Genomic DNA, 24,731 nt, shown 5'->3' with positions numbered 1-24,731 from the left:
CGGGGCATACAACTCGTGAGGAGGGAACCGGGTTTGGGCTCGCTATTGTCGCCGAAATGGTCACTGCGCATGGGTGGACGATTCAGGTGACCGAGAGCGAGACGGGTGGTGCTCGCTTCGAGATTCTCGGTGTCGAATCAGTGGCGTGAATTGGGTGACAGGCCTAGTCTGTTCTGTTAAACTTATTCTCTGTATCTCGCACAGCAGTACTGTCAGGTGTTGAGGGCTTCAACAGAGCCCCGAACCGATAATGTAATTCGACGAAACGCACCCGATGGGCACTTTGGTTAAGCGCTCAGTTGGCTACTGATTGCGGTCGTGCCTCGCGCACGACCATTTTCGATGGTTCAACGTGCAGGCAAGGCCTCACTGCCCACAATACCCACGTAATGACTGTCCATCGACTAAGTGAGCAGCGGCTGATAGCGTGTGTATGGACGTCGCTCGTAGCACGACCACGCTCCGGCAGCGCACGCGCCTGACCGGCCATGCACGACAGCCCGACACTGTTGAAGCGAACGTGACTGTCCCCGGCGTCGGTGAGGTCAACAACACCATCGTCGGCGGAGCCGCCGCCCTCTTCGTCGGTGTGTTCCTGTTGACCCGACTCGGTGGCGATGGCCCGTCGGTCACCATCTCCTAGGGGGACTTTGCTATGAACGTCACCCGTGCGACGGCGTCCATGCGGCACCGTACGCGCTTTAGCGCGACCGCACATGCCCCATCGCCACCGGAGACGATCTCGGCCCACGCCTCAAAACAGGACGCCATCAGGATCACCGACATCGAGATGCCCTCCTCGATCTACGGCGGGTCGACCATCCGCTCACAAATTACCGTCAACTGTCACAGCGAGTTCGTCTACCCGACCGACGCCGACTACTGCATCGCAAATAACCTCATCAACGGCTACACGCTCGATATCGAGGTATCGCTGGTCGGCCAGTCCGAAACGATCCAACTCTGTCTCTCCGCCCCCGGCAACACGACGAAATCAGCCGACCTCTATGCGCCGACCTCACCCGGCAATTATAGCCTTCGCGTCGAGGTCCTTACACGCAATTCAGAGCAGGTCGTCGCCTCGCAAACTCGCCCGCTTACCGTTACTGGCAATAGTGGAGGGGTGGAGGCGGGGACGATAACGGTAGCGATAGCGGAAGCAGCGGCGGGGGCGTCGGCGGCGGCAACTGCCCGGCGGGCTATGTCTGGAGCGCGAGCGACGGTGTTTGCGTCCCTGAAGGAAGCGACGCCGACCCTGGCTCCGGCAACGGTGGCAGCGGCTCTGGCGGCGAGTGCCGCGGCCTCATGGACGCGCTGCTGCGCCCGGAGTGCTCGCTCAATACCTACCTCAACAACGCCAAGCAGGGCGCGGGGCTGATGCTCGGTGCTTTCGCGCTCGTGTTCGTCCTCGCGGCCTCTCGATAACCCAATTTGACCCATGCACGCCACACCAGACCGAGCCTTTCACCGATTTAGGGCCGCCGCACCGCGCTCGACGACCGCTCGCGCCCCGATCACCGTCCACGCCACGGAGGGCTGTGGCTCGCTGCTGATTACCGAGTCCGACACCGGCGACGGTGGCGGACGGGACCCCAGTCAGGACCAGGATGGGAGCCAGCAGCGGGGCATCCCACCAGCCGTGTACGGCGCGGCCGGCCTGTTGCTGCTCGTCTTCTTGATACAGTAGGTACCACCGCATCACACCCTCCATATTTCGAGTGTATCTCGCCCGTTCATGGCGGCGAGCGGCCCGCATAACCGACATTGTGTTTACCGAGTTCTAAGGTTCGATGCCCCGTTGAACCGACTATGGCTAGTTGTGGAAGCCTCCTCGTCGAGGAAGCACAATCAGAGCCGATGTGGGACAACGCGTGTGTCTCGCTGGAGGGCTGTTCGGTCAACAGCTCGACGATCCAGACCGGCGAGACGTTTACCGTCAGCGTTTCCGTCAGCAACGACAACGAGGTCCTTGGGTCAGCGACAATCCGCGTCGAGGCCAACGGCTCGCGTGTTGGCTCAAAGAGAATCCAGATCGGAGGCGGATCATTCAACACGTTCAGCATCACTTGCACGGTGCCATCGAGTGCGGGTACGGTCAGCATCACGACGTCACTGGCCGACGTTGAGGCGACATGGATGGGGAGTACCCCCGCCTCTGCCCCCGCTTCGGCCGAACCTGGGCAGTCGATTGGTGGCCTGCTCGCTAGCTTCGACCCTGCATCCGCATCCACTCCTATCGAGGTTGGCGCGCCGGCTCCATCGGCCCCAGCAGGCGGCGCAGAGTGCTGTAATGGCGCTCGCACGGCCTTCCGATCCCGCGCACCCACTGGCGGGTCGGCCGTCGACCGGGCCTTTGGGCGGTTCGGGCAGGGATAACGATGGCAACGCTCGATATTAGTTGCGCGAGCCCGGTCCCCTCGCAGGTCACGACCGACGAGTCATTCGAGCTGACGCTGTCGCCGTCGGTCACCAACACGACCCCCGACATACGCGAAGCAACCGTCGAACTAATCGCTGCTGGAACTGCTCGCTGAGGAAGTCGCCCACCGTAGACGGCACTCGTGGGCGTCCGCTGTCTACCTGTCAGGGCCAGTTCGGTGGCAGTTCGTCTGCGTGGGTCTCGAGGAGGTTGAGGAGCGGCTCGATTTCGTCGTATCGAGGCCCCTTCGAGACTTCGTCGGTCTCTCGGTTCCACTCGATATAGCCCGCCTCAGCCAGCTTTGGGAGGTGCGTATGAATCAACTGAAGCTCTGGATCATCTCCGTTGTCAGCCCCGCGAAACACGAAGTCAGACTTGTGTTTGGTCGCGCCCCCTTGCAGTGCGAACAGAATCAAGCGCCGCTGGCGCTTTGCGAATATCTCGAGGACCCTGTCCATGTTCGATGCCTCTAGCACACCCCGCGTTACGCTGTCACCCATCCTCAATCCTGTTTAATTTCCAGAAAGATAAACACTGCTATGAGTTAACAGACAGTATCCCTCCGCAAATGAACTCGAAAACGCAAACGCAAATGGTTTCGCAAACGTTGACATCCTCCTCCGCGTGAACGGGGAGGAATCTTATCACGTAGGCATTGACAGGCAACGCCATACCCATCGCTATCGCTACGAGTATCATATAAACCCGCCCGCATAATCCTCATGGCGCGGGTTTTGCGGATTTCTCGTCCACGAGTTCAACAGCTGATATTCTGCCTAGCCTGTAAGGCTGTTAGTGTCGTAGAAGGCCGTCAACGGAGAGAGCCGTCTAGCCCATTCTGTGCAAATCTCTTGACGACATAGTACGCCGTCACGCTGTTGATAGACTTGGTCGCGTTGAATCGCGTGCTACCATTCGAGTTGCGGCCATTGGACCCGATAGCATCCTCCTTGACAACCAGTCGACGGCCACATATCACAGACGTATCCGAGTCGAATTTACTGAAATAATCTGCTGGGAATTACCGACTCGGTAACCACAAATTAAACTTTAATCTGCGATTTTAGACAGTCATGATAGAACTGGAGGGAAGCTGGAGGCCTTACAATTCTAATGCCTGGTTTGTCAATTGTTGTCGGGCTTCTAACCCCATCTATAAATATGGATTTGGGTTTTCTACAATCTTGGTTATTAACGCTTGGAGGGGTTGTTTTCGGGATAATAGTTGGAGAGATGGTGTCGGAATTCAGGGAAAATCAGATATCTATACAGACCATTATTGCGTTTATAGTAGGGCCGATAATCGGTATCGTGATTCCAGTAGTACTACTCACATTTCCAGCTATATTCAATGTTGAACATTTGGTTGATAGCGGGCTTGCCGAGTCTTATTTCATGGTCATCTTTTCTAGCGCTGCCAGTTTCTTTGCTGCACCATTTTACGAAAAGTGCCTATCTAAGCATATTTAGCCGAAACGAGGTTCAGTAGGTCGATTTTAAGCCATCAACCTGCGTAAATAGAGGCGAGAATTTTGCTACCGATATCAGCTGTATTGACCACAACCGGGATAGGACTTGTCACCTGCTGAGGGTTTCAACAGAGCCGAAATTCCCTCTATTGGTGAGGTGACGGCCATGAACGATGCCGAGCGTGGAGCGGAAGATAGCAAAGCATATCTCGGCATCGAGGGGTTCATTTCGCCCTACGGTATTCTGACCGACGGTGTCAAGTGGTCGATCTATGGGCCACCGGCAGACGGTGGGCGGACGTCGAACCCGGTCGAGCGTGAGTCCATTTCGTTGGCTGACTCACTGCAAACCGTTGCGTTGGCTGAGGGGTACTGGGATATGGACTTACTGTCGTCGAATATTCGCTCGAATGGGGTCGCTCAGATTGAGGCGTTTCCGCGGCTGTTTGATCCCGACCAGATTGATATGTGGGCTTTAGAGAAGATGCCGCGCCAGTATCGGCGAGAGTTTCTCAGCGAAACCCGGTCCTTGCAGGCGTCGCTTGATGGGACGTGGGGTTGAGTGTTATCCGAGTACTGCTTTGGAGATTGCAAGTGCGGAATTCACTCCCCGGTCGGTCAGTGTAGGGGCCGTCCCGAGCGGGAACCTCTTTGTCATCTGGTGATGTCATTTCCGCCTCGGACGTGTCCTGACGTGGAACGGTTCTGGCGGTGGTCGTAGTACTCGACCGCTGTTCGCAGTACCACCGCACCGAACGCGAGCAGGCCGAGGCCAACCCCGTAGAACAGCACCCCGATCGCACCCGGGCCGGCAACCTCGCTACCGACCTCGACAATAAGGACATAGAATGTACCGGGCGCGCCGATAGTGGCGACGACCTCGAACGCCCGGATTGCCGTGTAGAAGGGCTGGTTTCGTAATCGGCTCCTCGGGTCGTCGGCGCGAAGTAGACGGTAGCCTGCGAAGAGCGTCTCAGCACCGATCACGAGGGCGAGAACCATCGGAAAAAAGGCGACAAGAAGGAGGCTGTTAAGTCCTCCGTCGGGGAGCAAACCGACGACTCCGGCGATTCCAAATCCGAGGATTCCGAGGACGGCACCGAGTTTGAGGGCTTGAAGGGGCTTAGCGTGGATGAATGATTGGGACATGAAGGCGAGTTCCGTTTCTAAAGATGATGGAATAAGCCTTTGGTAGTTCCATGATAAGATACACTACCAATTGGGTATCGGTCTATTCGCACTCCGATTGAGCGGCTGGTTCGCTCCAAATCAGTTGGTAAGAACCCGCCTCGATGTGGTGAGTCCCTTTGGTAAATACAGTCGAAGAACCTTTCAGAGGAAGGAGCTTCAGAATTACTCCTATGGAGGAAAGAACCCGACAGAACCTAATGGGGATTCTCTGGATTTTCATTGCTCTCGTGACCGCAGGTGTTGGGGTCCTGCAAAGCGATCTATGGTTGGCCGCCTTCTGCTCTATCCTGAGCATCGCACAATCTCTGCTCGGAGCTGGGTTCTTCTGGAACGAACGGTTGACTGTCGCGCAGTAGGCATTCCTACTTGGTAGTTATTTCAGCCTCTATCTTCCGGAAAATAAACTAGAGAGGACGCCAGACAACGTGACGTTACACGTTCTGTTCGACCCAGCGACACCACGCTCCAAAGTCTCTTGCCCCGGACTGGGCGGCGATACTTCGTAACGTTCCAATACGGATACTGTCGCGTATCGGAACACACTGTTGGACGAAGACGAAAGGACGATCAGCGATTTACTCTGCGGCGTCTACTTCACAGCCCTTTCGAGTTCTTCACTCTAGCCAGTTCCAGAGATCGAACTCGGACAGGACTTCGGTATCAGACGGTCATGGATTTGATTTCGCAGGACACTCCACGTCGAGTGTATACTCGAACTCGCTGTTCGGTTCGGCGCTTGTCGCAACGATAGTGTACTCGCCGTCACATGGGAGTTCCGGCGAGAAACACGCGCTATTCCCCGTCCCACCATTATCGTTTTCAGCGACGATAGTACCGTCAGGACCAAGCAGGATGACGTACGGGTCGCCGGCCTCGGGGTCCAACGCCGACATCGTGATGGTCGGGCGCGTCCCTCTGAGTCCGGTGAACCCGAACGCATCGTGGTAGTACTCTTCCCCGCGGAACCCCTGAGCGTCGTCGCCACGGCCCGTTCCGAGGTACTCTTCGACCGTATCGCCACATTCGATGGAGGATTCCGGTGTGATGTCATACGTACCGTCTCTACGGAACACGTACACGGCGTTTTCCTCCGACGCTTCTACCAGTACGTTCCTCCCGCTTATGTCCGCTTCATTGAAGGAATCAGTCTCTTTGCCGGCCGCGCGCAGCTCCGCTTCTTGGACCCACTCGCCGTTTCGAGAGGCGTACACATAGGCCGCGTTCGTCGGACCACGACTGACGGCTGCTCGCTCTCCGTCGAAGGCGACGGTAGTTCCAAACCGTCCGTCGGTGTCCTCTACGTCGGTGGTCAGTTTGGTCTTTTGTGACCACTGTCCATTCTCCCGTGAGAACACGTACACGGCGCCGGGCTTCGGCTCCCGTGGCCTCCAGTCTGGCGGGTCCGGAGGTACTTCGTCGAAGATGAACCTCGTTCGGTATATCCCTGGTGCGCCGACGAAGAGCGTGTCGCCCTCGATTGCAACACTGTACCCGAAGTTGTCTCCCTTTTGACCGTCCTCTGCCGTCAGTTTCGACTCGATCGCCCACTCACCGTTCTGGCGGGTGAACACGTAGACGTAGCCAGGTTTTGTCGCCTCGAAGTCTAAGTAGTCTCTCGCTCCGACGGCGATCGCGGACTCACTCACCGCGATGTTGTAGCCGTCGAAAATCAGTTGCTCGTTGGCGTCCGGACGGAGGCCACCGTCTCGGGTCCACTGGCCGTCCTGGCGAGTGTAGACGAGCACAGATCCGTCGTTTTCCTGCGGATAGCCTCGGTATCCGGTACCGACGATAGCCGTGGAACCACTCAGAGCTAACGGAGCCCCGAAACTTTGATTCGGGCCGCTATCCGGAATCAGCTGGTCTTGCAGTATCCACTGGCCGTCCTGACGAGTGAAAACGTGCACTCTCCCCCAATCGCCGACGAGAGCAGTTGACTCATCAAGAGCGACCAACTCGCCGAAGTCCCTCCCCTTGTAGCTACCGGACGGGACTAGTTCCGCTTCTTGTTTCCACTGGCCATCCTCGCGGATGAAGATGAACGCATATCCTTCATCCCGAGATTCAGGGGGAGAGCCGACGAGGGCCGTGTCTCCGCTGACAGCACTGGCCGCACCGAACCCTTCGCCGGAACCAGTCAATCGCGCTTCTTGCTGCCAAACGTCTGCCGGAGCCGTAGACGTCGCTGGATTCAGCCCATCGAGGAAACTGCTGCCGTCGCTTTCCGGTAATAACGAGATTCCCCCGAGTCCGGCAACCGAAGCGAGCGTCTCCCGTCTCGATAGCGAGACGGAGTCTCGTGAATCCGCCTCTGCAGTCGATTCGTCTTCAGGCTCTGGCTCCGCTTCGGAATCGCGCTTCCAGTGTGGTCGGTCCATTCCATCTAACCCACGTGCGGGGCGCTTCTTATTATCGTGACGCTAATCGCATGGAACTGGCCGGAACAATCAACCGACTCTATTGAATCGCGATAAGGCGGTGGGTTTCACTGTTTCACTGGACCTCCGTTTTTCAATAGTGGCATCCACTTTCCGGGCAGCGATGACTGCTCCTACATTTGAGGAGCCGGGCAACTACCTCTACTACTGCACGCCCCACGGGCACCGTTCGAGGTAGAGAACTTCGAAGAGAAGATGGTCTACAACGAGTTCGGGATGCACGGCGTGGTCATCGTCGCCGACGAATAACTACGCAACCGGGCCAACCGACTTCGACACGTTCTGTGTCAGTACGGGGCAGATTCCCCTCTGTACTGACCCATATGCGCGCTGTATGAGCACGATACGTGGACATCATTGATTTCTGATAAGGCGGCCAGTGGTCAATTCGCATTCTTACTGAGTGGCTGTATCTGCCGCTGTCGTGCACTACAACATGATCAGAAGCGGGTCGTAGCTAGTCTCCCAGCCGACAGCTCACTGTACTGGCCCTCCACCATCGGCCCGGTCCTCCTCTTTTGGGCAGCTGTCTCCCGGTCTCGGTGCTATGAGGAGTGACGATGAGGCTAATGCGCTTTTCGTAACAGCCACGCGACCGCCGAGGCGGATGAGCAGCCGAATGCCAACGCAAGATACCCGCTGAGTAGCACATTGGGACTGGACTTGACAAGTTTCGCGAGTGTGGCGCCGGCGACGCACGCCGTCATGCCGACGGTCGTGGTCGCGAGAACTGTGTACGGGCCGTTGGGTGTCGAACGTGGTGGGCATCGCTGTCGCTAGTGGCACCTATCGCCCGTCGCGATATGTGCAGGCGGGTGCTGTAGCAGGCTGCGTGTTCGTTACTGGTCGGAGTACCTCGGTAATCGAAGGGTGTCTTGGAGCGGTATGGTGGACGCTGGCGTGGTGTTCGCGAGTGACAGCGATGGCTCTCCAGGGGTTGTTCGGCTAGGAGAGTGACGCTGGCGGGCGAGAGTACGTGTCTCGCGGGAATGGCTTCGGGGAGGACCGTTAGTAGTACCACTGGCGACCAGCGACCAACTACCAGCGCCAGTCGGATTCATCTGAAGCAGTTGGTACTGTGTTGTCAGCGGAGTGTCTTCGTATATGTGAGCCGCCCGTCGACTACCTGTGACGGATCCGACGTGCGGTCACTCGGTGAGACAGTCCGTACACCGGCCGGCGCCTGGAACTGTTGCATTCCCACACTTAAGGCAGGTGTCGACCGTATTCCCGTGGGATTGCCCTGCTACGAGTGTCTGTCGTAGTCTCTCCAACAGCCCCTGAAGCATAGCTGACTGTACTGGCTGCAAGACGTATAGTCCCCCCGGGCTCGATACCCATGCGTCGCCTCTGTCTAGACTCCTCCAATTCCCGACGGTGATGGCCGATGTCGACTGTCGGCAGTCGGATCACAACGTCTCTCGGCTTCGCGACGAGGCCGTTCGCTCTCCGGGATTCTAACGGACGATATTGCGTGGTCGGTTTCTGGGCCGCCAGCGTATGGTGACTGGAGAGCAAATCCGATTGAACGCCTATACCGACCGCAGTACGAGGCGACCGCCCTCAGCTACGTGATGTCTCTTGGAGATACGCTTCGCCGGCTCTGTTGAAATCATATTCTTCAGATACAATATGGAATGAAACAGCCGTTAGATAGAGCGTGCGACTGTCCCAGTCAAAAATGTAGTACCTCAGTCTGGCAGTTCAGCAGCGTTTAGCCAGAACTCTTGAAGAGTTTTAACCAGCGAAACCGTATCCTCGAAGTCCATCCGTTTGACAATATATGCACTCGCTCCGAGCTCGTAAGCTTTGCGAATCTGCTTAGGATCGTCACTTGAAGAAAAGATGAGTATCGGCGTGCTTCCTACCTCTGACTCGTCGTTCAGTTCCGCAAGCACTTCGATTCCCGATTTACCCGGTAGATTAATGTCGAGAATAGCGAGATCCATTGCCTCTTCCTGAAGTACCTGGAGTGCCTGCGTGCCCGTAGTCGCCGTTCGGAGCGTCCCCTCGAAATCGGATTCTGAAAGTGCGTGTTTGAAGAGTTCAATGTCTGCAGGATTATCTTCGACGAGCAGCAGTTCGTCCTCTGCTATGCTAGCCATACTACAATTTATTATCTCATTACATATCATTTTAAGGTTACTCAGAATTGTATATGACATGGGAAAAGACAATGTTTTCAGAGACAGCGTCGGTTTTGGAGCGCTGACGACCAAGCTGCTATGGACGATCGAACTGGTTCGAACCGTACGCTGCGGCTGGGGTTCGAGGCCCAGTGGATTGAGGGTGGCAACGATACGGATGTGCAGGTGACACAGCCAGCACACGCTATCGTCGAAGTGATAGCTCATTGGAACGGGATACTGCAGTTGCTTGATGGAGCTCGTATTCAGGGCCATTAAGAGGCGCGTGGGCCGACCAGATTGGGATCGAAATAGCCGAATAGTGCGGGTTCTGGATGGCTTAAGGTATTACCGAGGTGTGTCAGTCGCGTCCACTAGCTCGTCGGTGAACGCAGTAAGGACTGAGTCGGGATCCGGTGCCGTCGAGCGTGGCGCTGCTTCCCAGAGTTCGACGTCGATTTCCTGTGTTGCTGTTATCTGGCCGTCTGTGGCGATAACTTTGAGTATTGCTTGTTGGTAAATGACGACCGTTCGCTCCTCGTCGACATCGAGATGTTCGATGCCAGCTCGTTCGAGTATCTCTCGAAGATTCGTCGGCTCGGGGAGTGTGCAGTGGCGCACTGGGGCCTCGTCGTCGGGCATAGTTGGTGCTACTGTTCTCTGGTACAAGTATGTCAGGACACAAAACCCGCTGTTGTGTGGCGCTTAGCAGATTGCGATTCTGCTGGAGCAAGGTCAACCGGCGTCGACCATGCTCTGTGTCTCGATCGTCTCCCAGACGTAACCCAGCAATCCTTCGAGTATCGCTATCGGCCGTGGTTCCCCCGGTCGACCCCGTCGGTCGCGAACGTAGCCATGTGCGGATAGTCCGCAATCAACCCGTCCACACCGAGTTCGATGGGCATTTTCGCTTCCCGCCAGCTGTCGATCGTCCAGACGTTGACGGCCCGTCCCTCGTCGTGGGCCGTCTCAACCAGCTCCCGGTCGAGGACGCCAGTCGAGCAATTGAGCGCTTCTGCGTCCAGTTCGCGAGCCACGGCCAGATTCTCGTCTTTGTTGCCGCCGAAGATCGGCGCGATGTCGACGCTCGAATCGATCTGCCGAACAGCGCGGATAGCGTCGTGATCGAACGAGGACGCGTAGAAATCACCGGAATATCGGTAGGCGATTTCTAGTGTCCGCTCGGTGAACTCCTCCCAAGAGAGTGGTCCACGATCCTTGAATTCGAGGTTCATCGTCACTGGCGGTCTGGTTGCCGCGAGTGTTTCGCTGAGCGTCGGAATCGTCTCCCCGGAGTTGAGGACCTCTGCCTCGAGGACTTCTTTAGAGTGCGTCTCGGCGACGAGTCCGGTCTTGTCCGTAAGCTGATCAAGTCTGGTGTCGTGGAAGGCGACTATCTCACCGTCACTCGTCGCCTCAAGATCAATCTCGATTCGGTCGGCGCCCAGTTTGGCCGACCCAGAAACGGCGGCAACGGTGTTCTGTGGGAATACGTCGCGGTAGCCCCGGTGAGCGGTACTGTAGGGACCCTCTGAAGAATCGTGGCTCCGGTCATCCTGCCGTTTTGCCGTTGCAGTCCCTGCTAGCATCGTGCTACCTACTGCGGCGCCAGTCGCCTTGATTATGTTTCGACGCGAGACGAGATCCGTGCTGCTGGTAGTATCCGATGACATCGAGTGAACCGGGATGGCGTGACCGCATGGATCTTTATATGAGATATATATTTCACTCAGGAATGGTTTGATTACCAACTGTCTATCCGGTAGAGTACCGAGACATCGTCCTGTCCTGGTACTCTTTGTACCATCACAATAGGTTCGTCTTTGGTGAGCACAGTCAATTCATTCACAGCGCCGATTGGAGTTGGCCGAAACTTGGCAATGTCGCCGACGTCGTCTATACGGCGAGTGGGGCCTACGATGTTGCCAACGGCTCGCAACTATCCAAATATAGGGTTGCTGACGACAGGTATGCGGTTACTCGAGACAGTCCCGCGCTGTGCGGGGATGGACTCTTTTTGGATGGCAATCGGGTGTTCGTGCTCGAACCCGGCCAGGGTCAGGCGATGTTATCCGACCTTGAACCTGAACTCCTGGCAGAACTGAACAAACCGACTGAAACGTCCGCAGATGGTCTAGAAACACCGGACGACGACTTCGGTTGCGAGACCTGACCGAACTGTCAGCCCTCGTTTGGAGAGGGAAGAGGAATCATCAGAGGAATGAACCGTGGTCAGTACAGAGGATGCACCGAGTAGTGGAGAGTCCGATCAATCCTTTCGTTAATGGTAAATCGATGCGATGCCAAATATTCCCTCAAACTGGCTATAAAATCTTATTTTCCTGGTGGGCAATCGTGACTTAGATATCTACTACGATGCCAGCTGATGACTCCACCGATGATGGAGCGGATGGCCCGCACTGGTCCACGAAGAATCGTCAGGTGACGTACGAACAGGGGAACAGAGTTCTCGAAGCACAAAAAGACGATATCGACGACAAGGCCCTCCGAACAGTCAGAATCACGGCCCTAATCATCGGCGTCGCAGCAACTGGACTGCAGGCCGTGAAGAATCTGACAGTGAATGATACCACAGCTGCCATTGGCCTTGGGAGTCTGTTTCTCTCGTTAACGTTTGGCGTGCTCACGTACAGTGAATCAGCTGAGATTGTCGGCCCAACGGCTGACTATCTCGATCGTATGCGTGACGGGCGTCGGGGGACTGACTGGGAGGTGGATCTGTTGATTCAGTTACCGGGGTGGATTAGTAGGAATCAGGAGAAAGTTGAGCGAAATGCGCGCCTCTTCACATTCTGTCAGCTCATGCTCTTGGTTGGTGTTGGTTTCGGTGCAGCAGCCCTCATTCCAATTGGCCCCTGGAAGGCTGCCCTTGGAATATGCACTGCTGGCGTGATTGTCTCATTCGTCTGGGCGCTTACAGCAATCGCCACCAGTCGTGACCACCCAAATTAATGTGTCTTGGCGCGCTATCTTCAGATAGAAATGAGCAGAGCAGATACCGACACTGACGGCGACACGTATACCGATCCGGATGAGAGTGGGCTCCGGAGCGGGAAGGGTCCTGCTCTGTTGAGCCGCCTGTTCGGGAAATTCTGATTCGACGCTGTTTGGCAGTGTGTGCGGGATCAGGATGGAGAATCAACGTCACAGAGAGGTCTGAATATAGAGGGTCTGTTCAGCACTATGCCATTATTTCTTTTGCGCTGAACTTACCGAATTAACTGTTCGGTGCGCACACCTACCTAACAGCTAATTCGCCTCGCGAGTAGTGAAACCAATAGCCTGTAACGAGCTCTCTGCCACCTACTGTCTAGATCCTGCTTACCGTTGCAGACGAGTTATACGCACTCACACAGTTATCCCTTCGATGACGTGTGAAACGTCGTTCCAGACTCGAAGCTCGTGAGGTCGTCGATTCGAGCTTCTAACTCCTCGATTTCCTGCTGGAGTTCTTCGGTATTCTCGTCCGTAGCAGCAAGTTGGTCTTTCAGCCCTTGCAGTCGTGTTTCCTTGCGCTCTTCGTCCACCTCGGCTTTCCGGACGTATTCACTCTCCGTGATGTCGTACACATCAGATTCGGCGAGTTCGGTAACCGCCAGTGCGTCATCGACCTTACTGGAATCGACGGTCGTCACACGCTCACGGTCAATCCCTGCGTCTTCTAGCAGGGCAAGTACTTCCTCGTCATCTTTGAGCGAGCGGTTTCGGCGTGCCGTGCGTTGCACTGACCCGTATTGGCCGCTGACTGGTTGGTCATGATGGAGGCGGTCAAGGAGTAAGCCACGCACCGCTTGTCGGAGGTCGTTCGCGTTTCGCTGGACATCTGAAAGCAATGTATAGAGATTCACCAGTGCAGGCGTGTCCATCCCGTCGAGATCGGTTGGATCGTGGCGTTCGAGCGCGTCAATCAGGAGCAGTGCGTCGGCGTAGACTGGAATATCCGGTTCGTCCCGGTCAGTCGTCTCACTGGCCACTTCGTGAGCGGCAACAAGTGGTGAACTCGTTGGCGTCTCCGTTGCTGTCAGCGTGCCCTCCCGGTCATCCAACTCGAACCGGGGATGGAGACTCAGGACGGTCGCGTATGGTTCGGTGTCTGGTGGCAGTCGGTCCAACTCGAAGCCGGCTTGAGCGTCTTGCACACGCTGCAACAGCGTCTCAAACTGCTCGCGTTGGAGTGGAACGGTTCCCTCGTCATCTCGGTACGCGATGAGAATCCGGTGTTCCTGCACATCAGTCAGGCGAAAGGGGTTCCGCGACAGGGGCGTGAGCAGTGTCGCATCAGACGGTAGCTCCTCAGCGTGATCGAGAAGCGTGTGCCAACTTGCACTGAACGGCATACAGAGTCTTCAACAGCGGCGGCCAAAAGCCTCCGGCCGTCTGACGTGCTACTCAGTATTTCCGAGCAGGGTTGCTGGCAGGCGGGACATGATGACGCTATTCACGAATGCTTGTAGCGGTGAGAGTGCAGTGACGATGACACCGGTGAGGAACGAACCGCCGGCGATTACGAGATAGACGATTGTGGGAATCGCCGAGTCCTGGGTGATACTCAACGAAAAGCCGATGTAGAAGGCAAACACCACGACTGCAGCCACGAACAGCAGGAACCCCATGATTGCGAACGTTCCCGGTGCTGTGTTCGAGTGGGTCTTCAAGAGCCGCCAGAGATCTCGATAGAAGCCACTCACAGCGTCTGCTGATTCGGTCGCGGCCGGATTATGCGCTTCTGTGTTCCAGACGACCGTCATCTGGCCGTCGGTCTTGTTGACCCACTCGGCGTCGGCCGCTACCATGGCATCAACTAGTTCGCTGACTCGGGTTTTCGAGACGTCAACGTGTTCGGTGAGCGCATCGAGTGTGTACTGGTGGCCGTGGTTGGCATACAGTATCGCTGCGAGCTCGAAGAACGTCTCCCCCCGGTTTGCAAACTCCTCAGTGAACCGATCCGGTACAGTCCCCATATCATTCTGTTACTGAACCGTCAGACAAAAGCATTGAGATGGGGGTTGCTGACGATTCGGGGCAGGGTTGATAGCTATTAACGGGTGTTTCGGGGCCGTAAACGGTTCTATCCGTTTTACCCCTGTCTACCTTCTGGTTTGCCTGTGATGTCAGGAGACAGAGACGCTGCCGGAGTGGCAACACTGGCTGTCGATCTATCGCGACGGCTGGCGGTTCGGCTACATCGTGTCGATGACTGATGGGTGGAGTAGGTATGAAGGAGTACCTGCCAGTCAACCATATCGATCGGATCAAGGGCACGGAGTATATCGTTGAGCGGTGCACGTGTTGTGGCGCGACGCATCGCCATGGTGGGGTCCCCGAACAGCTGGCCGTTGGCGAGACGACGCGTCGGCATGCTCGCTGTAAGCAGCCCGGCCCGACAGTATATCTGTTGAAGCGAACAGCCGAGACCGAGGTGGTTCGCGATGGCGATTAAGCGACGGTCAGCTCTGTGGGCCTTCCTGCAGCCTCGTGTGACGGTTCAGGGTCGGCCTGTGACGGCTGGCATCGTTCTCGGTCTGGTGTTGTGGTATCTCGGGCAGTGGGCTGTTGTTGCAGCGGCTGGGAGCTTGCGCGAATCCAGTGGTGGGGTTCTCGTTCGCACTTTCTCCACGACTCCCCCTTACTATCTAAGTGAGGAGTTATTCTCTTTATTTAATTGTTGGAAGATCAAGCAATTCGGTTCTCTGAACCATGTATAGAAGGAGACCCAAGACGACTAAACTCATTCCTACCCTAAACCCCTTATCCGGAATCAGATCAATGACTCCGACAAGGACAAGTGCTAAAGTAAAGAGTACGAGCGCATCATTGGATTTGTCTCGCCGTTCACTAAGTTCTCGTTCATGAGATATTTTGAAACCCTCACGTTTCAGTTTCAGATTAGCACGATTCTTAGCACTGGAAAATTCTACGAAACCCAGCTTATTCTCTAAAAACCCCAGAGTAGTTTGCAGCTCATCTATCTCGCTATTCATCGAGATTTCATCCCCCAGATCCTCAGCTAGCTTTTTCTTAGCAACCTGTGGAGGAGTCAGGTCTTCGTTCTCAATCTCTTCTTGCGTTGCTTCTCTTCTGTAAGACCCATCCTGAGAGCGTAGGAACTGCAAAATCTTCGGCCAATCGGGATCTTTACTCATACCGAATAACAGAGGAGAGATATATTTCAAAGGTAACTATCTAAGCCCGCGGAGTCGGTTGGGAACGACAGAACTGAGCTCATGGCTATCTTGGGGAGAATCTCACTCCTTTTCGAACGGACTGTCAGGCAATCGAGGCCACAGAATCCCGCTTATCCAAGCCATGTATGGTGAGCAGAGCGTCACGAAGACACCGGTAAAGAGACATACGATTGCAATTCCCAAGTAGACGCTAGCTGGTAGCGCCGACTCTGCAAAGAGCTCCAGCACGAACCCCACGTAAATCGAGAGCACGACGGTACCAGTGAGGAGCATGACGAACCCAAGCAGCGCAAATGCCCCTGGCCCAGTCCGTGAGTGTTTCTTCAGGAGGTTCCAGAGGTCAGCGTAGAATCGTTGTACCGCCATGGTGGTCTCTGTATGGCCTGGATCATGGACGTCGACGTCCCACGCATAGGTGGTCTGCCCGTCACGACGGTCGAGCCACTCGCTCATCGTTCCAGTGTGGTTGCTAATCGTCGTCGTTGAGCAGTCGAACGTCTCGGCGAGTTCGTCCTGCGTGTACTGGTGATCGGGATTAGCATACAGCAGCGCAGCTATCTCGAAGAATCGGTCCCCCTTCGCATCGAACTCCTTTGCAAACTCCGCCGGCACCCGTGCCATGGGATCCTGTTAGACAACCAGAGAGAATAAAGGGCTGTGTTGGGGTTGCTGACGATACGGGTACCCCTTGATGGCTGTCAACCCCGCATAGAGTATTTCTGAACGGTCTTCTTGCTTTTTGGCCCCGGTTGCCGTCTTCCTGGATGGGGATGTCAGATGACGAAGAGAGTGCAACGCTGTGCACACGATCCCGAGCAGTATCGTACACTACCCAAAACGAGCAGCGAGGACAAATTGAGGTTCGGTCCATCCTCAGTGTCTTCGTTCTCGTTATTATAGGTGGAGCACTGGTTGCTGCGGCCATCGATATGCAGTCCAGCCTCGCGTCGATGTCCGGGGGCTCGTGGTTCTGGGCAACTATGCTTACGCTTTCGATTGTGGCTGTAATGGTGGCAGCGGCACTGGGGCTGGAGTAAATGACCGACCAGCGGACTGCAATTGTTAGTCGGATTCACACGCCAGCCACAGCGACGCTCGTCGATCTCGGGCTAGTTGGTGGGATTGGGCTCGCTGTGGTCGCGATTCATGTCCTGTTGCCACCAGCTATGCACTCGCAGTTGGCGTTCAGGTACCAGCACCCAGCTGTGCTGTCGGTGTTTACGAGTGCGTTTGTCCATCATAGTACCAGTCACTTGGTCTCGAATCTGGTTGGCTATGGCTTGGCTGCGAGTATGACGTATCTGCTGTCTTGGCAGGCTGGCCAGCGTCGCTGGTTCCGTCGGACGGTCGTCGTGCTCGTTGTGGTGGTCCCGGCCTTGGTGACTTCGACGAGTTATCTGGTGCTAACGAGTCTGCAGCCTGGACTCGCGGGGGCTGAACGTGGGTTCTCTGGTGTCGCCGCAGGGTTCGTTGGCTTTCTCTTCGTCGCGTTGCTCGTTTGGTTGGAGAGGCGGTACTCGCGTGCGGTTGCGTGGTCGGTGAGCCCAATGGTCTTCATTGGGTTGTTGCTCGAGATTGCGGTCATCTACGCGTCGGGTGTGCCGGTCACCATTATCGGGCTGGGCTTGGTTGGCATCGCGTTGAGTGGGTGGCAGCTGGTCGGCGAGATTGTGTTGCCAGTGGTGGGTGACTTTCAGTCGGATGCGGTTCTGGAGGTTGGGTTCGTTGGTTTCACTATTGTGCTACTCGGGCTCTTTGTGCTCCTGTTGTTCCCAGCGGAGCTTGTCCAGGAGGGGACGACGACGAATATTGTCGGTCATGGAGTTGGATTCGTTTGCGGGATGGTGCTCTCCGGGCTCTCGTACTAGTTCTGCAGTTAACGAAATAGTGACTCAGGGTGTGGATCGCGAGCGTTACCTACGAGAAGTATCCTGGTAGTAACTATCCGTGCCAGACTGCTATTGAGCCGATGGGTGGTCCGCTATTCAGGAACACTTAACTGACGCCCAATTGATGAGTGGCAACCATTACCCGAACCACTCGTTTCAACAACTTTTGAAACTACCAAATAAGTATACGTACAAATTAGGTGACCGGCTACTTCAAGCCGTCATCATCCGAGGAGAAATCCGACTGCAAAGGTCAAGTTCCCTCTTCAAAGTGTGCCTAAGGGCACAAAACCAAAATACTCCGCTACTGCCCAGCACGATTCCAGACGAAGCGCTCGATACGCAGGGGTTCCATAGATTTATTTCGAACAGCAGTCCAGAGCGCATCTAACGTATGGACGCTACAGATATGCGAGTGAGTTCTAACGACCGGCATATTCCATATAACCAATCCCAGTTGTGACGATTTCGCAGAAAGTACTAGGTTTCTGTTAAGGGCCAGAGTGGGAATGCCACAAGCTACTCAGCAGTTGAGCAGGGGAAGGTGTTTAATTATGTTTAGGAGAAAGTACGTGCAATCGGATGGTACTCACGTCGAGACAGTGGGCTGACGAACTGACAGATAGATATGCTGACCTTTTGGAAAAGCTGGAATCAATTGGGTCGGAAGGTCGATACGATACCCCAAAGCAAGCACTCTTCGATGACACGAGTATCGGTGGTGGAGAGGCAGGAACAGCAGGGGCACATCAAGACCGTGAACTTGTCGAACTGCTACAGAATGGGCGCGATGCCATCCAAAAGGCTGACCAGAGGGGAACGCTGTACGTCGCTGTTTCACGTGAGGGCGTCCTCGTCGCGAACACGGGTGCACCGTTTGAGTTCGACGACGAAGAGGTCCTCGAAGACTTACGAAAGGTCAGCCGTTCAGGGAAGGAAACAGACGCAATCGGGGAAAAAGGGGTAGGTTTGACATCGGTCTGTACTATTGGGGATGCCTACGAGGTGTGGACGGACCTGAACGACGGGAATCTTGCACGACTCCAGTGTGGTCCTGTAAACCCGACAGCGGCTGTCCTTTCCCGGTCAACGGCGACGAACAACAATCCCGAGGTCAAAGATCGACTCAACCGCTTTCGAGAGCGACTCGCCACGTCTGAACTCACCGACCTCGTCACGACGACGGATCAGGAAAACCGTGTCACATCAGATTCTTTTCGTGCTGAAGATGTCACAAGTCTCCCCTTCTTTTCATATCCACTCCCACTCGAGATACCAGACGACAGAGCAGCTTTGGAAGGGTCATTGCAGCAGGTGGCGAGACAGCTGTTAACAGATGCGTCAGTGGTCGTTGACGGACCAGAAATTCCGGATCAGTTCACAACAGCCGTCATCGTGCGCTTCAAAGACGAGGACCTTGCGGCTTTCCGCTCTGCCCTCGGAGTCGAACAGGAGCGTGACAGAGATCCCGACCGAATCGCAAACAACCTGTGGGCCCGGCTGCAGTACTCAGCGGCTGCGAATGCCTACGGGGAGTCAAGAGGAGAGGTCACACCGGAATCGCTAATCCATTTCGGGAACATCGACCAACTCGTACTGGATCAGCTTGAGGGAACCGAGCGGACGGCCCACGAACGGTGGGATATTGAACCATCAGAGTCAGCAATATACACGACAGATACCGAACGTCCGGTGGAGTCCACATCTGTCACGGTAACGGTCAACCAACAGGAGCAAGATCATGACCAGAGTCAAGGGCAGGTTCAACAGACCTACGAACTGTTCAACTGGGTAGAGGATCACGAACCGATTGTCCCGGACACCTTGCTGACTACGGAGCAACGTCGGTCAACAAACGACGAGCAGGAAGTTGACGTACAACCTCGAATCCTCGTTCCTACGGATAACGAACCGCCAGCATGGCTAGCTAAGCAGGACCTGCAGGCAGTCCTCAAAGGCGAGGCACTGGATGGCATCGGACCAGAGTCACACGCCTACCCACCATATCTCTACTACCCCATCACGGGTGCCTCGAAACGGTTCCCCTTCTGCCTGCACGCGAACGTTGAGGTTTCCAAAGATCGGGAAAAACTCTACTCTGACTCAGACCAGTACAACGCGTATATCCTAGACCACTGCGCGACGCTAATCGGGGACGTCGCCACCGTACTCGCTCGTCAAGAAGGAGGGACAAAGAACCCGGGTACCGTGAACAGCCCGTGGAACCTCCTACCACCGACGCCAGCAGGCGCCAATGACGTGACACTCGAAGAAATCATCAATGACGAGATACACCTCGACGAAACCGGGGTCGGCCTACTCGACCTATTCTCACGGGCCGTCTATGAGCAACTGGGAAAAAGATCGTGTCTACCCACGGAAGAGATAGACGATGGCGACGCACCAGCGACGGTAGTCAACGAGGCGCTTCTGCATCCAGATCCCGAGGTGGTGGGAGCCTTCGCAGCGCTGTACCTGGTCAGAGAGAAACTGAAGGAATCCGCCCAAGTGAGGAATCTGGCAAAGACGACTCGTCGTCTCCCCACCCTCGCAAGCCTACTCACGTTCCTTCGGTGGAGTATCCACGACGATCTTGACACCGTGGACTGGTCAAAGCGATACCGCTATCTCATAGAGGAGGCACCGCCGTCAACGAACGACGATGTTGAGCGGTATCGCTCTCTAGTAGAGGCTTGGACGACCCAGCTCTCAAAACACCTCGCAACTCCGGATGCACGGATTGTTGTCCCGGCAAAGATCGGGCAGCAACTCTTCCTCGGATCAGTGAGGCTGGTGGACGCATATGCCGATATAAATGAGAAAGACGTTCAGAAGGTGCTGGACGACGAGTTCGACATCGAGAACGCTGGCGTCCATATCCTCCCGTGCTCCTACCGTTCGAAAACCATCGAGGAGGAACGTGTCCAGCTGGTCCCAGTCGAGTCCCACGGCGAAGGGGGCAACGTGACGGAAACGTACACGCGGACGGTGTTCTGGCGGGGGGATGACGCGCCGGAGACGAAGCTACGCATCCCCCCAGACAGTATCGGCCTCAGCGTGTTCGTCATTGACGAAGCGATCTCTGATGACTCCCAGTCCAGCAACATCCTCTCAGAGGCAGGGAATGACTGGGGCATCGTCCAGCTTCGGTCATATCCACAGTACGTCCGTGAACTCCTCGGATCAACCCAACGCCAACAGGGCCGAACAGGCGAACCCGATTCCTCTAGTAAAGGGCTCTCCGACGCCGCCCTGAGCTTTTTTGCAGGAGCCGTTGCCAACCAAGAGCGGGAGCGTCTCATTCCGACGGAAGGAGCGTATCTTAATCACGACAACGTCGAAAAACACACCAACAACTCCGAGCGGCGTCGGAACCTCTTGAACCGCCTCGCAGTAAGGCGGAATCGGCTGGGGGCGGATCTTCTCGACCGGACTGATGGAACGGATCACCGAATCACCGACATTCGCCTGACATCGAACTGGCAGGCACTCCGGGACGCCGACGAACGGATCGATACCTGGGAGGGACTGTCTCCAGACATTGACGAACAGCCGACAACCACAGTCGAGCCGGTGAACGGTGGCCCAATCGTCCGCCCGCCGGACGATGATCGGTGGCAGTTCTTGGCCGAGCAGGGGATCAGCCCTACCACGGCGGCAAAGCTTCTCGGCATCCTCGGACTCTCTGCATTCCCGGAAGTGGAAGCCCTTGCACAGACGGAAACGCCAAAGCGGGGTCGCGACCACTGGAACCCGCTCAAGTGGAACGTACGTGATGCTCGCGCTGAGGTTGACGCGGAGTCAATTTCGAGTCTCCGGACAACACTACAGCAAGTCATCGACGGGACAGCCGTCGGGGGCCGTGGTGAGGATAGCGGATCGTATCTCGACTTGATCACCGCACCAGAGTTCGGTCCGCAAACGACGGCCGGCCACAGCGATCAGTGCTCAGTTAAGGATCTCCGTGGCCGATACACCGAGAGCGAACTCGGCACCGAACCGTCAGCCGTGGAGGGCGGACTGGACAGTTACGATGTCGCCTTGGAATCGTGGACTTGGAGCTCTACTGAGGGTGTGGACGGTCCATTCGCCCAACTAGGGGTGGAATACGTCTGTGATCTCCTCGCCACCTACGGCGATAGGCTCGAGAAGTCGATCCTAACAACGGGATGGTCATGTCGTGCCGACCACGGCGGGCGTCATGGCTGGACGGAGACGGTCCCAACACTGCTTAACTGGCAGCTCCGCGCGGCGTCAATGTGGAGTGAGCATAATGCCGTCCAAACACCGGACTGGTGGTCCGATGATTCCATACTCTGGGCGGTTGAGCGCGCCGGCGAGGGGTCACAGACCGGCAGTTGGCTTCCAACAGTCGACGTGGGGGCGACTGAGGTCGATGCCTCGATTTGGCAAAACCTTGGCGTCAGACCGCTTGAAGGGTTGTCGGCAACAGAGGCTGCACTCCGTCTCCAGAAAATTCAGGAGGAGCTTGCTGCAGCGCCATTGATGGCCGAGATGGACGAGCCCGTTGGACTCGAGCAGTTAGCCACCGACGGCATCGCCGACGGCTGGAAGACCGTCTACTCACGGCTCATTACACCCATCGCCGATTACCTCGACCGTGACGACTCAACGCTCGGTGAACTCCCCTTCCTTACCCATTTCCCGGTCAAGGCTGGCGATCGATGGGCATCGGTACCGTTCGAACTCATCCGCGACCGAGAGAGCTACTGGTTCAGCGACAGCCAGCAACTTCCGTGGGAAGATCGCGACGGCTCGTGGGAAGGTCCGTGGGTCGTAGAGACGCCGACTGTCGGCCGAGGGGCAGCCCTTGCAGCAGCTCTCGATTGCAAATTCCGGACACAGGCTGGCGACCGACCACAGCTATCGGCTGCTCAACTTGATGCTTCGGCCAACCCCGAGATGGACGAGCGCCTCGCCGCAAAACTACGCAGTCGCCGACCACTCATTCTCGCGGCATTGAGTGCCGAAACCAGCGAGACGTTCCAACCCGATCACCGTGAGGATTTGGAGGTAGCCATCGACCACATTCGAAGCGTCCCAGAGGAGGTGTTCGTGCGCTACCGTGAGCGCTTCTCGTTGCAGGACTCCAGATTCGGCGAACATTCTGCCGTCTACCCGCTTGGCGAAAACGGATCTCGGACTGGAAGCACCCGGTATGGGCTCGCCTATAACGTAACGTCCGTTGATGAGAACAATCCGGATCCGACAGTCTTCACCGAGGCGCTCCAGGTACTGTTCGAGCGCTCGCGCTCAACGTACCTCCGTCTCGCTCTCGCTGACGAGGAGGAGGTACTCGCCGCAGATCTCGACGTCGAAGCCGTTCGGCGGGCAATCGGTCAGGGTTCGGTTGACGCGCTCAGATCAGACATCAAGGCTGCAGCTACTCTCTTGGATACGGTCGGGGTATCAATCGACATAGATCAGGAACTGAGTCGCCTGGACGGCCGACTCACCGAGGCGAATACGGATGCCTATACCGTCCGGATGAACATCCGGCAGGCCATCGGGGGCGGCACACCCGACACCGATGACATGAAACCATTCATTGACGCGACGCAGTCGGCTTCGGGACCCGTCGTTGAGATGGTCCAAACTTTGCTCTCCGATCGGGCAGCTTTAGCGGACGAATGCCCCTGCACTACGCTGTCACAGACGATTGCTCCGGAAACGTTCGTCAAGTGGGCGGACGCCCATCACCCGACTTTCCAAGAGCACCACACACTGCCGAAAGAGCAAGCACAACGTCTAGAGAAGGTGTGTCGAATCTGGTGGAACGCCGACGAAGAAACCCGGTGGACTGACCTCCGAGACGTCCAAGTATGGCGAGTGGAGACGCGCCAGCAGCCCGCGGAGTGGTCTTGGACCAGGCCACCGTTTGCACATCGCCTCCTTGAATCAGAGGACAAACCTGTCGAAGAGGACTGCTGGCTCTCACTCGGCCCTGCCGCCGTGGACCACCTCTGCGAAACTATACTCACAGTCATCTGTAACGACGGATCACCTGATGCTGGGTCGGAGGAAGAAAGTCAGGACAGCAAGGAGGCCCTCCGTCGATCACTCAGGCAGTATCTCGAGACCGGGACGTTCCCAGACGTTCACGATATGTCGGCCTCCGAAGAGACACATACTCGGAGGGTGCGAGAGCGGGCCTTTGAGACAATCCAAGCCGAACCGATACGGTTAGATGGTAACGCCTGTGCCGGCGTAAGTGGTCGCATTCAATCCCGAGACGCCGGATATGGAAGTGGTGGGAGCAACGAACTCACCGACCGGCCAGAGTTCGCGGAGGAGGTTATCTTCGCTTCTGTCTGCAGCCAGTTACAGACGTTGGCCAAGGATACCGACGACTGGCAACAGCGACTGGGAGAGCATCTCCAATCGATCGTTAACGAATCGAGTCCTTGCCCATGGCATAACCCTGGTCGTTGCAGCGACCTCAACCGTATAGAGCATACGCCTAGAAGACTCGCCAGGCACCTTCTCGATTCCATCGAAGCCGGGAAGACAACTCGATCCGACGATGCGCCCCGCCTCGCCCTCGTCGCCGCTGACGAGCGGGGTCCAGGGTACGATATCCTCGATATCACCGGGCGGGTCGCCGGAACAGCTGGGGATAAAGCCGGTCAGCCAACTCCGGTCGAAGTAAAGGCTGTAACTGGCGACGCGCCCTACACCGTCCGTTTCACGGTGAACGAGTTCCGCCGGGCACTGGAGTTCGTCCGTAACGATGTCCCGTATCGCATCCAATTGGTTCGCGTCGAAGGCGACGATATCGGTTCCCTTGATTCAATGTCGGTCACGCCAGCGCCAGGCGTCACGTTCAGGACGCCAGCAGACCTCTATGCGTATCTCCCTGACCTAAACCTGCCAGCACTTGAGGGTGTGTCAGACGATGTTGTGGACACCATCGTCGCCACCACTCTAGAACGGACAATACGTGGCGGTTATCTCCGAATCACGTTCGGCTAA

21 protein-coding genes are annotated in these 24,731 nt (G+C 56.4%); 11 read left to right on the top strand and 10 right to left on the bottom strand.

Going from position 1 to position 24,731, the window contains the following annotated elements; all coding sequences use genetic code 11:
* The 6 genes from E4S61_RS26610 to E4S61_RS25630 all read left to right on the top strand — a co-directional run.
* Positions 1-149: ATP-binding protein (locus E4S61_RS26610; RefSeq protein ID WP_135305517.1), on the top strand; the 149-nt coding region annotated here is incomplete at its 5' end.
* A 284-nt stretch (positions 150-433) separates the two neighbouring features.
* On the top strand, positions 434-643 hold the full coding sequence (locus tag E4S61_RS19030; protein ID WP_135305516.1) for a hypothetical protein: 210 nt from the start codon (positions 434-436) through the stop codon (positions 641-643).
* Between the two features lie 39 nt (positions 644-682).
* A complete protein-coding gene (locus E4S61_RS19025; protein ID WP_135305515.1) occupies positions 683-1,378 on the top strand; it encodes a hypothetical protein in 696 nt (231 codons plus the stop codon).
* A gap of 60 nt (positions 1,379-1,438) precedes the next feature.
* Entirely contained in the window at positions 1,439-1,687 is a 249-nt protein-coding gene (locus E4S61_RS19020) for a hypothetical protein (protein ID WP_135305514.1), read from the top strand.
* 122 nt (positions 1,688-1,809) lie between these two features.
* The gene (locus E4S61_RS19015) at positions 1,810-2,376 is read left to right on the top strand and encodes a hypothetical protein (protein ID WP_135305513.1); all 567 of its coding nucleotides are present in this window, start codon (positions 1,810-1,812) and stop codon (positions 2,374-2,376) included.
* Between the two features lie 2 nt (positions 2,377-2,378).
* Positions 2,379-2,534, top strand: a complete 156-nt coding sequence (locus E4S61_RS25630) for a hypothetical protein (RefSeq protein ID WP_167768579.1) — start codon at positions 2,379-2,381, stop codon at positions 2,532-2,534.
* 49 nt (positions 2,535-2,583) lie between these two features.
* Here E4S61_RS25630 and E4S61_RS19010 read toward each other — a convergent pair whose 3' ends face one another.
* Complete coding sequence (locus tag E4S61_RS19010) at positions 2,584-2,919, bottom strand: hypothetical protein (RefSeq protein WP_245180854.1); 336 nt, start codon at positions 2,917-2,919, stop codon at positions 2,584-2,586.
* A gap of 613 nt (positions 2,920-3,532) precedes the next feature.
* On the opposite strand from E4S61_RS19010, the gene E4S61_RS19005 reads away from it, so the two are divergent.
* A complete protein-coding gene (locus tag E4S61_RS19005; RefSeq protein ID WP_135305512.1) occupies positions 3,533-3,889 on the top strand; it encodes a hypothetical protein in 357 nt (118 codons plus the stop codon).
* A gap of 165 nt (positions 3,890-4,054) precedes the next feature.
* A complete protein-coding gene (locus tag E4S61_RS19000) occupies positions 4,055-4,450 on the top strand; it encodes a hypothetical protein (protein WP_135305511.1) in 396 nt (131 codons plus the stop codon).
* A 92-nt stretch (positions 4,451-4,542) separates the two neighbouring features.
* On the opposite strand, the gene E4S61_RS18995 is transcribed toward E4S61_RS19000, so the two are convergent.
* The 5 genes from E4S61_RS18995 to E4S61_RS18975 all read right to left on the bottom strand — a co-directional run bounded on the left by E4S61_RS18995 (position 4,543) and on the right by E4S61_RS18975 (position 11,316).
* Positions 4,543-5,037 carry a hypothetical protein gene (locus E4S61_RS18995; RefSeq protein WP_135305510.1) on the bottom strand — a complete coding sequence of 165 codons (495 nt, stop codon included), beginning with the start codon at positions 5,035-5,037 and terminating at the stop codon, positions 4,543-4,545.
* 710 nt (positions 5,038-5,747) lie between these two features.
* On the bottom strand, positions 5,748-7,457 hold the full coding sequence (locus E4S61_RS18990; RefSeq protein WP_135305509.1) for an FG-GAP repeat protein: 1,710 nt from the start codon (positions 7,455-7,457) through the stop codon (positions 5,748-5,750).
* 1,751 nt (positions 7,458-9,208) lie between these two features.
* A complete protein-coding gene (locus E4S61_RS25625; protein ID WP_167768578.1) occupies positions 9,209-9,622 on the bottom strand; it encodes a response regulator in 414 nt (137 codons plus the stop codon).
* A 369-nt stretch (positions 9,623-9,991) separates the two neighbouring features.
* Positions 9,992-10,285 carry a hypothetical protein gene (locus E4S61_RS18980; protein WP_135305507.1) on the bottom strand — a complete coding sequence of 98 codons (294 nt, stop codon included), beginning with the start codon at positions 10,283-10,285 and terminating at the stop codon, positions 9,992-9,994.
* A gap of 164 nt (positions 10,286-10,449) precedes the next feature.
* Positions 10,450-11,316, bottom strand: coding sequence for a glycerophosphodiester phosphodiesterase (locus tag E4S61_RS18975; protein ID WP_135305506.1), 867 nt, complete (start codon positions 11,314-11,316; stop codon positions 10,450-10,452).
* Between the two features lie 769 nt (positions 11,317-12,085).
* Between E4S61_RS18975 and E4S61_RS18970 the strand changes: the two genes are divergently transcribed.
* Entirely contained in the window at positions 12,086-12,616 is a 531-nt protein-coding gene (locus E4S61_RS18970) for a hypothetical protein (RefSeq protein WP_135305505.1), read from the top strand.
* A 404-nt stretch (positions 12,617-13,020) separates the two neighbouring features.
* Here the strand turns inward: E4S61_RS18970 and E4S61_RS18965 are convergent, their stop codons facing one another.
* The 4 genes from E4S61_RS18965 to E4S61_RS18950 all read right to left on the bottom strand — a co-directional run bounded on the left by E4S61_RS18965 (position 13,021) and on the right by E4S61_RS18950 (position 16,470).
* Complete coding sequence (locus E4S61_RS18965) at positions 13,021-14,001, bottom strand: hypothetical protein (protein WP_135305504.1); 981 nt, start codon at positions 13,999-14,001, stop codon at positions 13,021-13,023.
* 48 nt (positions 14,002-14,049) lie between these two features.
* Entirely contained in the window at positions 14,050-14,625 is a 576-nt protein-coding gene (locus E4S61_RS18960) for a hypothetical protein (RefSeq protein WP_135305503.1), read from the bottom strand.
* A 693-nt stretch (positions 14,626-15,318) separates the two neighbouring features.
* A complete protein-coding gene (locus tag E4S61_RS18955; protein ID WP_135305502.1) occupies positions 15,319-15,807 on the bottom strand; it encodes a hypothetical protein in 489 nt (162 codons plus the stop codon).
* A gap of 102 nt (positions 15,808-15,909) precedes the next feature.
* Positions 15,910-16,470: an HTH domain-containing protein gene (locus E4S61_RS18950; RefSeq protein WP_135305501.1), complete on the bottom strand. Its 561-nt coding sequence runs from the start codon at positions 16,468-16,470 to the stop codon at positions 15,910-15,912.
* Positions 16,471-17,141: 671 nt separating this feature from the next.
* Here E4S61_RS18950 and E4S61_RS18945 point away from each other — a divergent pair.
* On the top strand, positions 17,142-17,717 hold the full coding sequence (locus E4S61_RS18945) for a hypothetical protein (RefSeq protein WP_135305500.1): 576 nt from the start codon (positions 17,142-17,144) through the stop codon (positions 17,715-17,717).
* 603 nt (positions 17,718-18,320) lie between these two features.
* On the top strand, positions 18,321-24,731 hold the full coding sequence (locus tag E4S61_RS18940; RefSeq protein WP_135305499.1) for a sacsin N-terminal ATP-binding-like domain-containing protein: 6,411 nt from the start codon (positions 18,321-18,323) through the stop codon (positions 24,729-24,731).

It is taken from the genome of Haloarcula amylovorans (assembly GCF_004681185.1).
Taxonomy (GTDB): domain Archaea; phylum Halobacteriota; class Halobacteria; order Halobacteriales; family Haloarculaceae; genus Haloarcula; species Haloarcula amylovorans.
The sequence above is the reverse complement of the archived record's forward strand: the minus strand, read 5'-3'. Positions and strand labels throughout refer to the sequence as shown.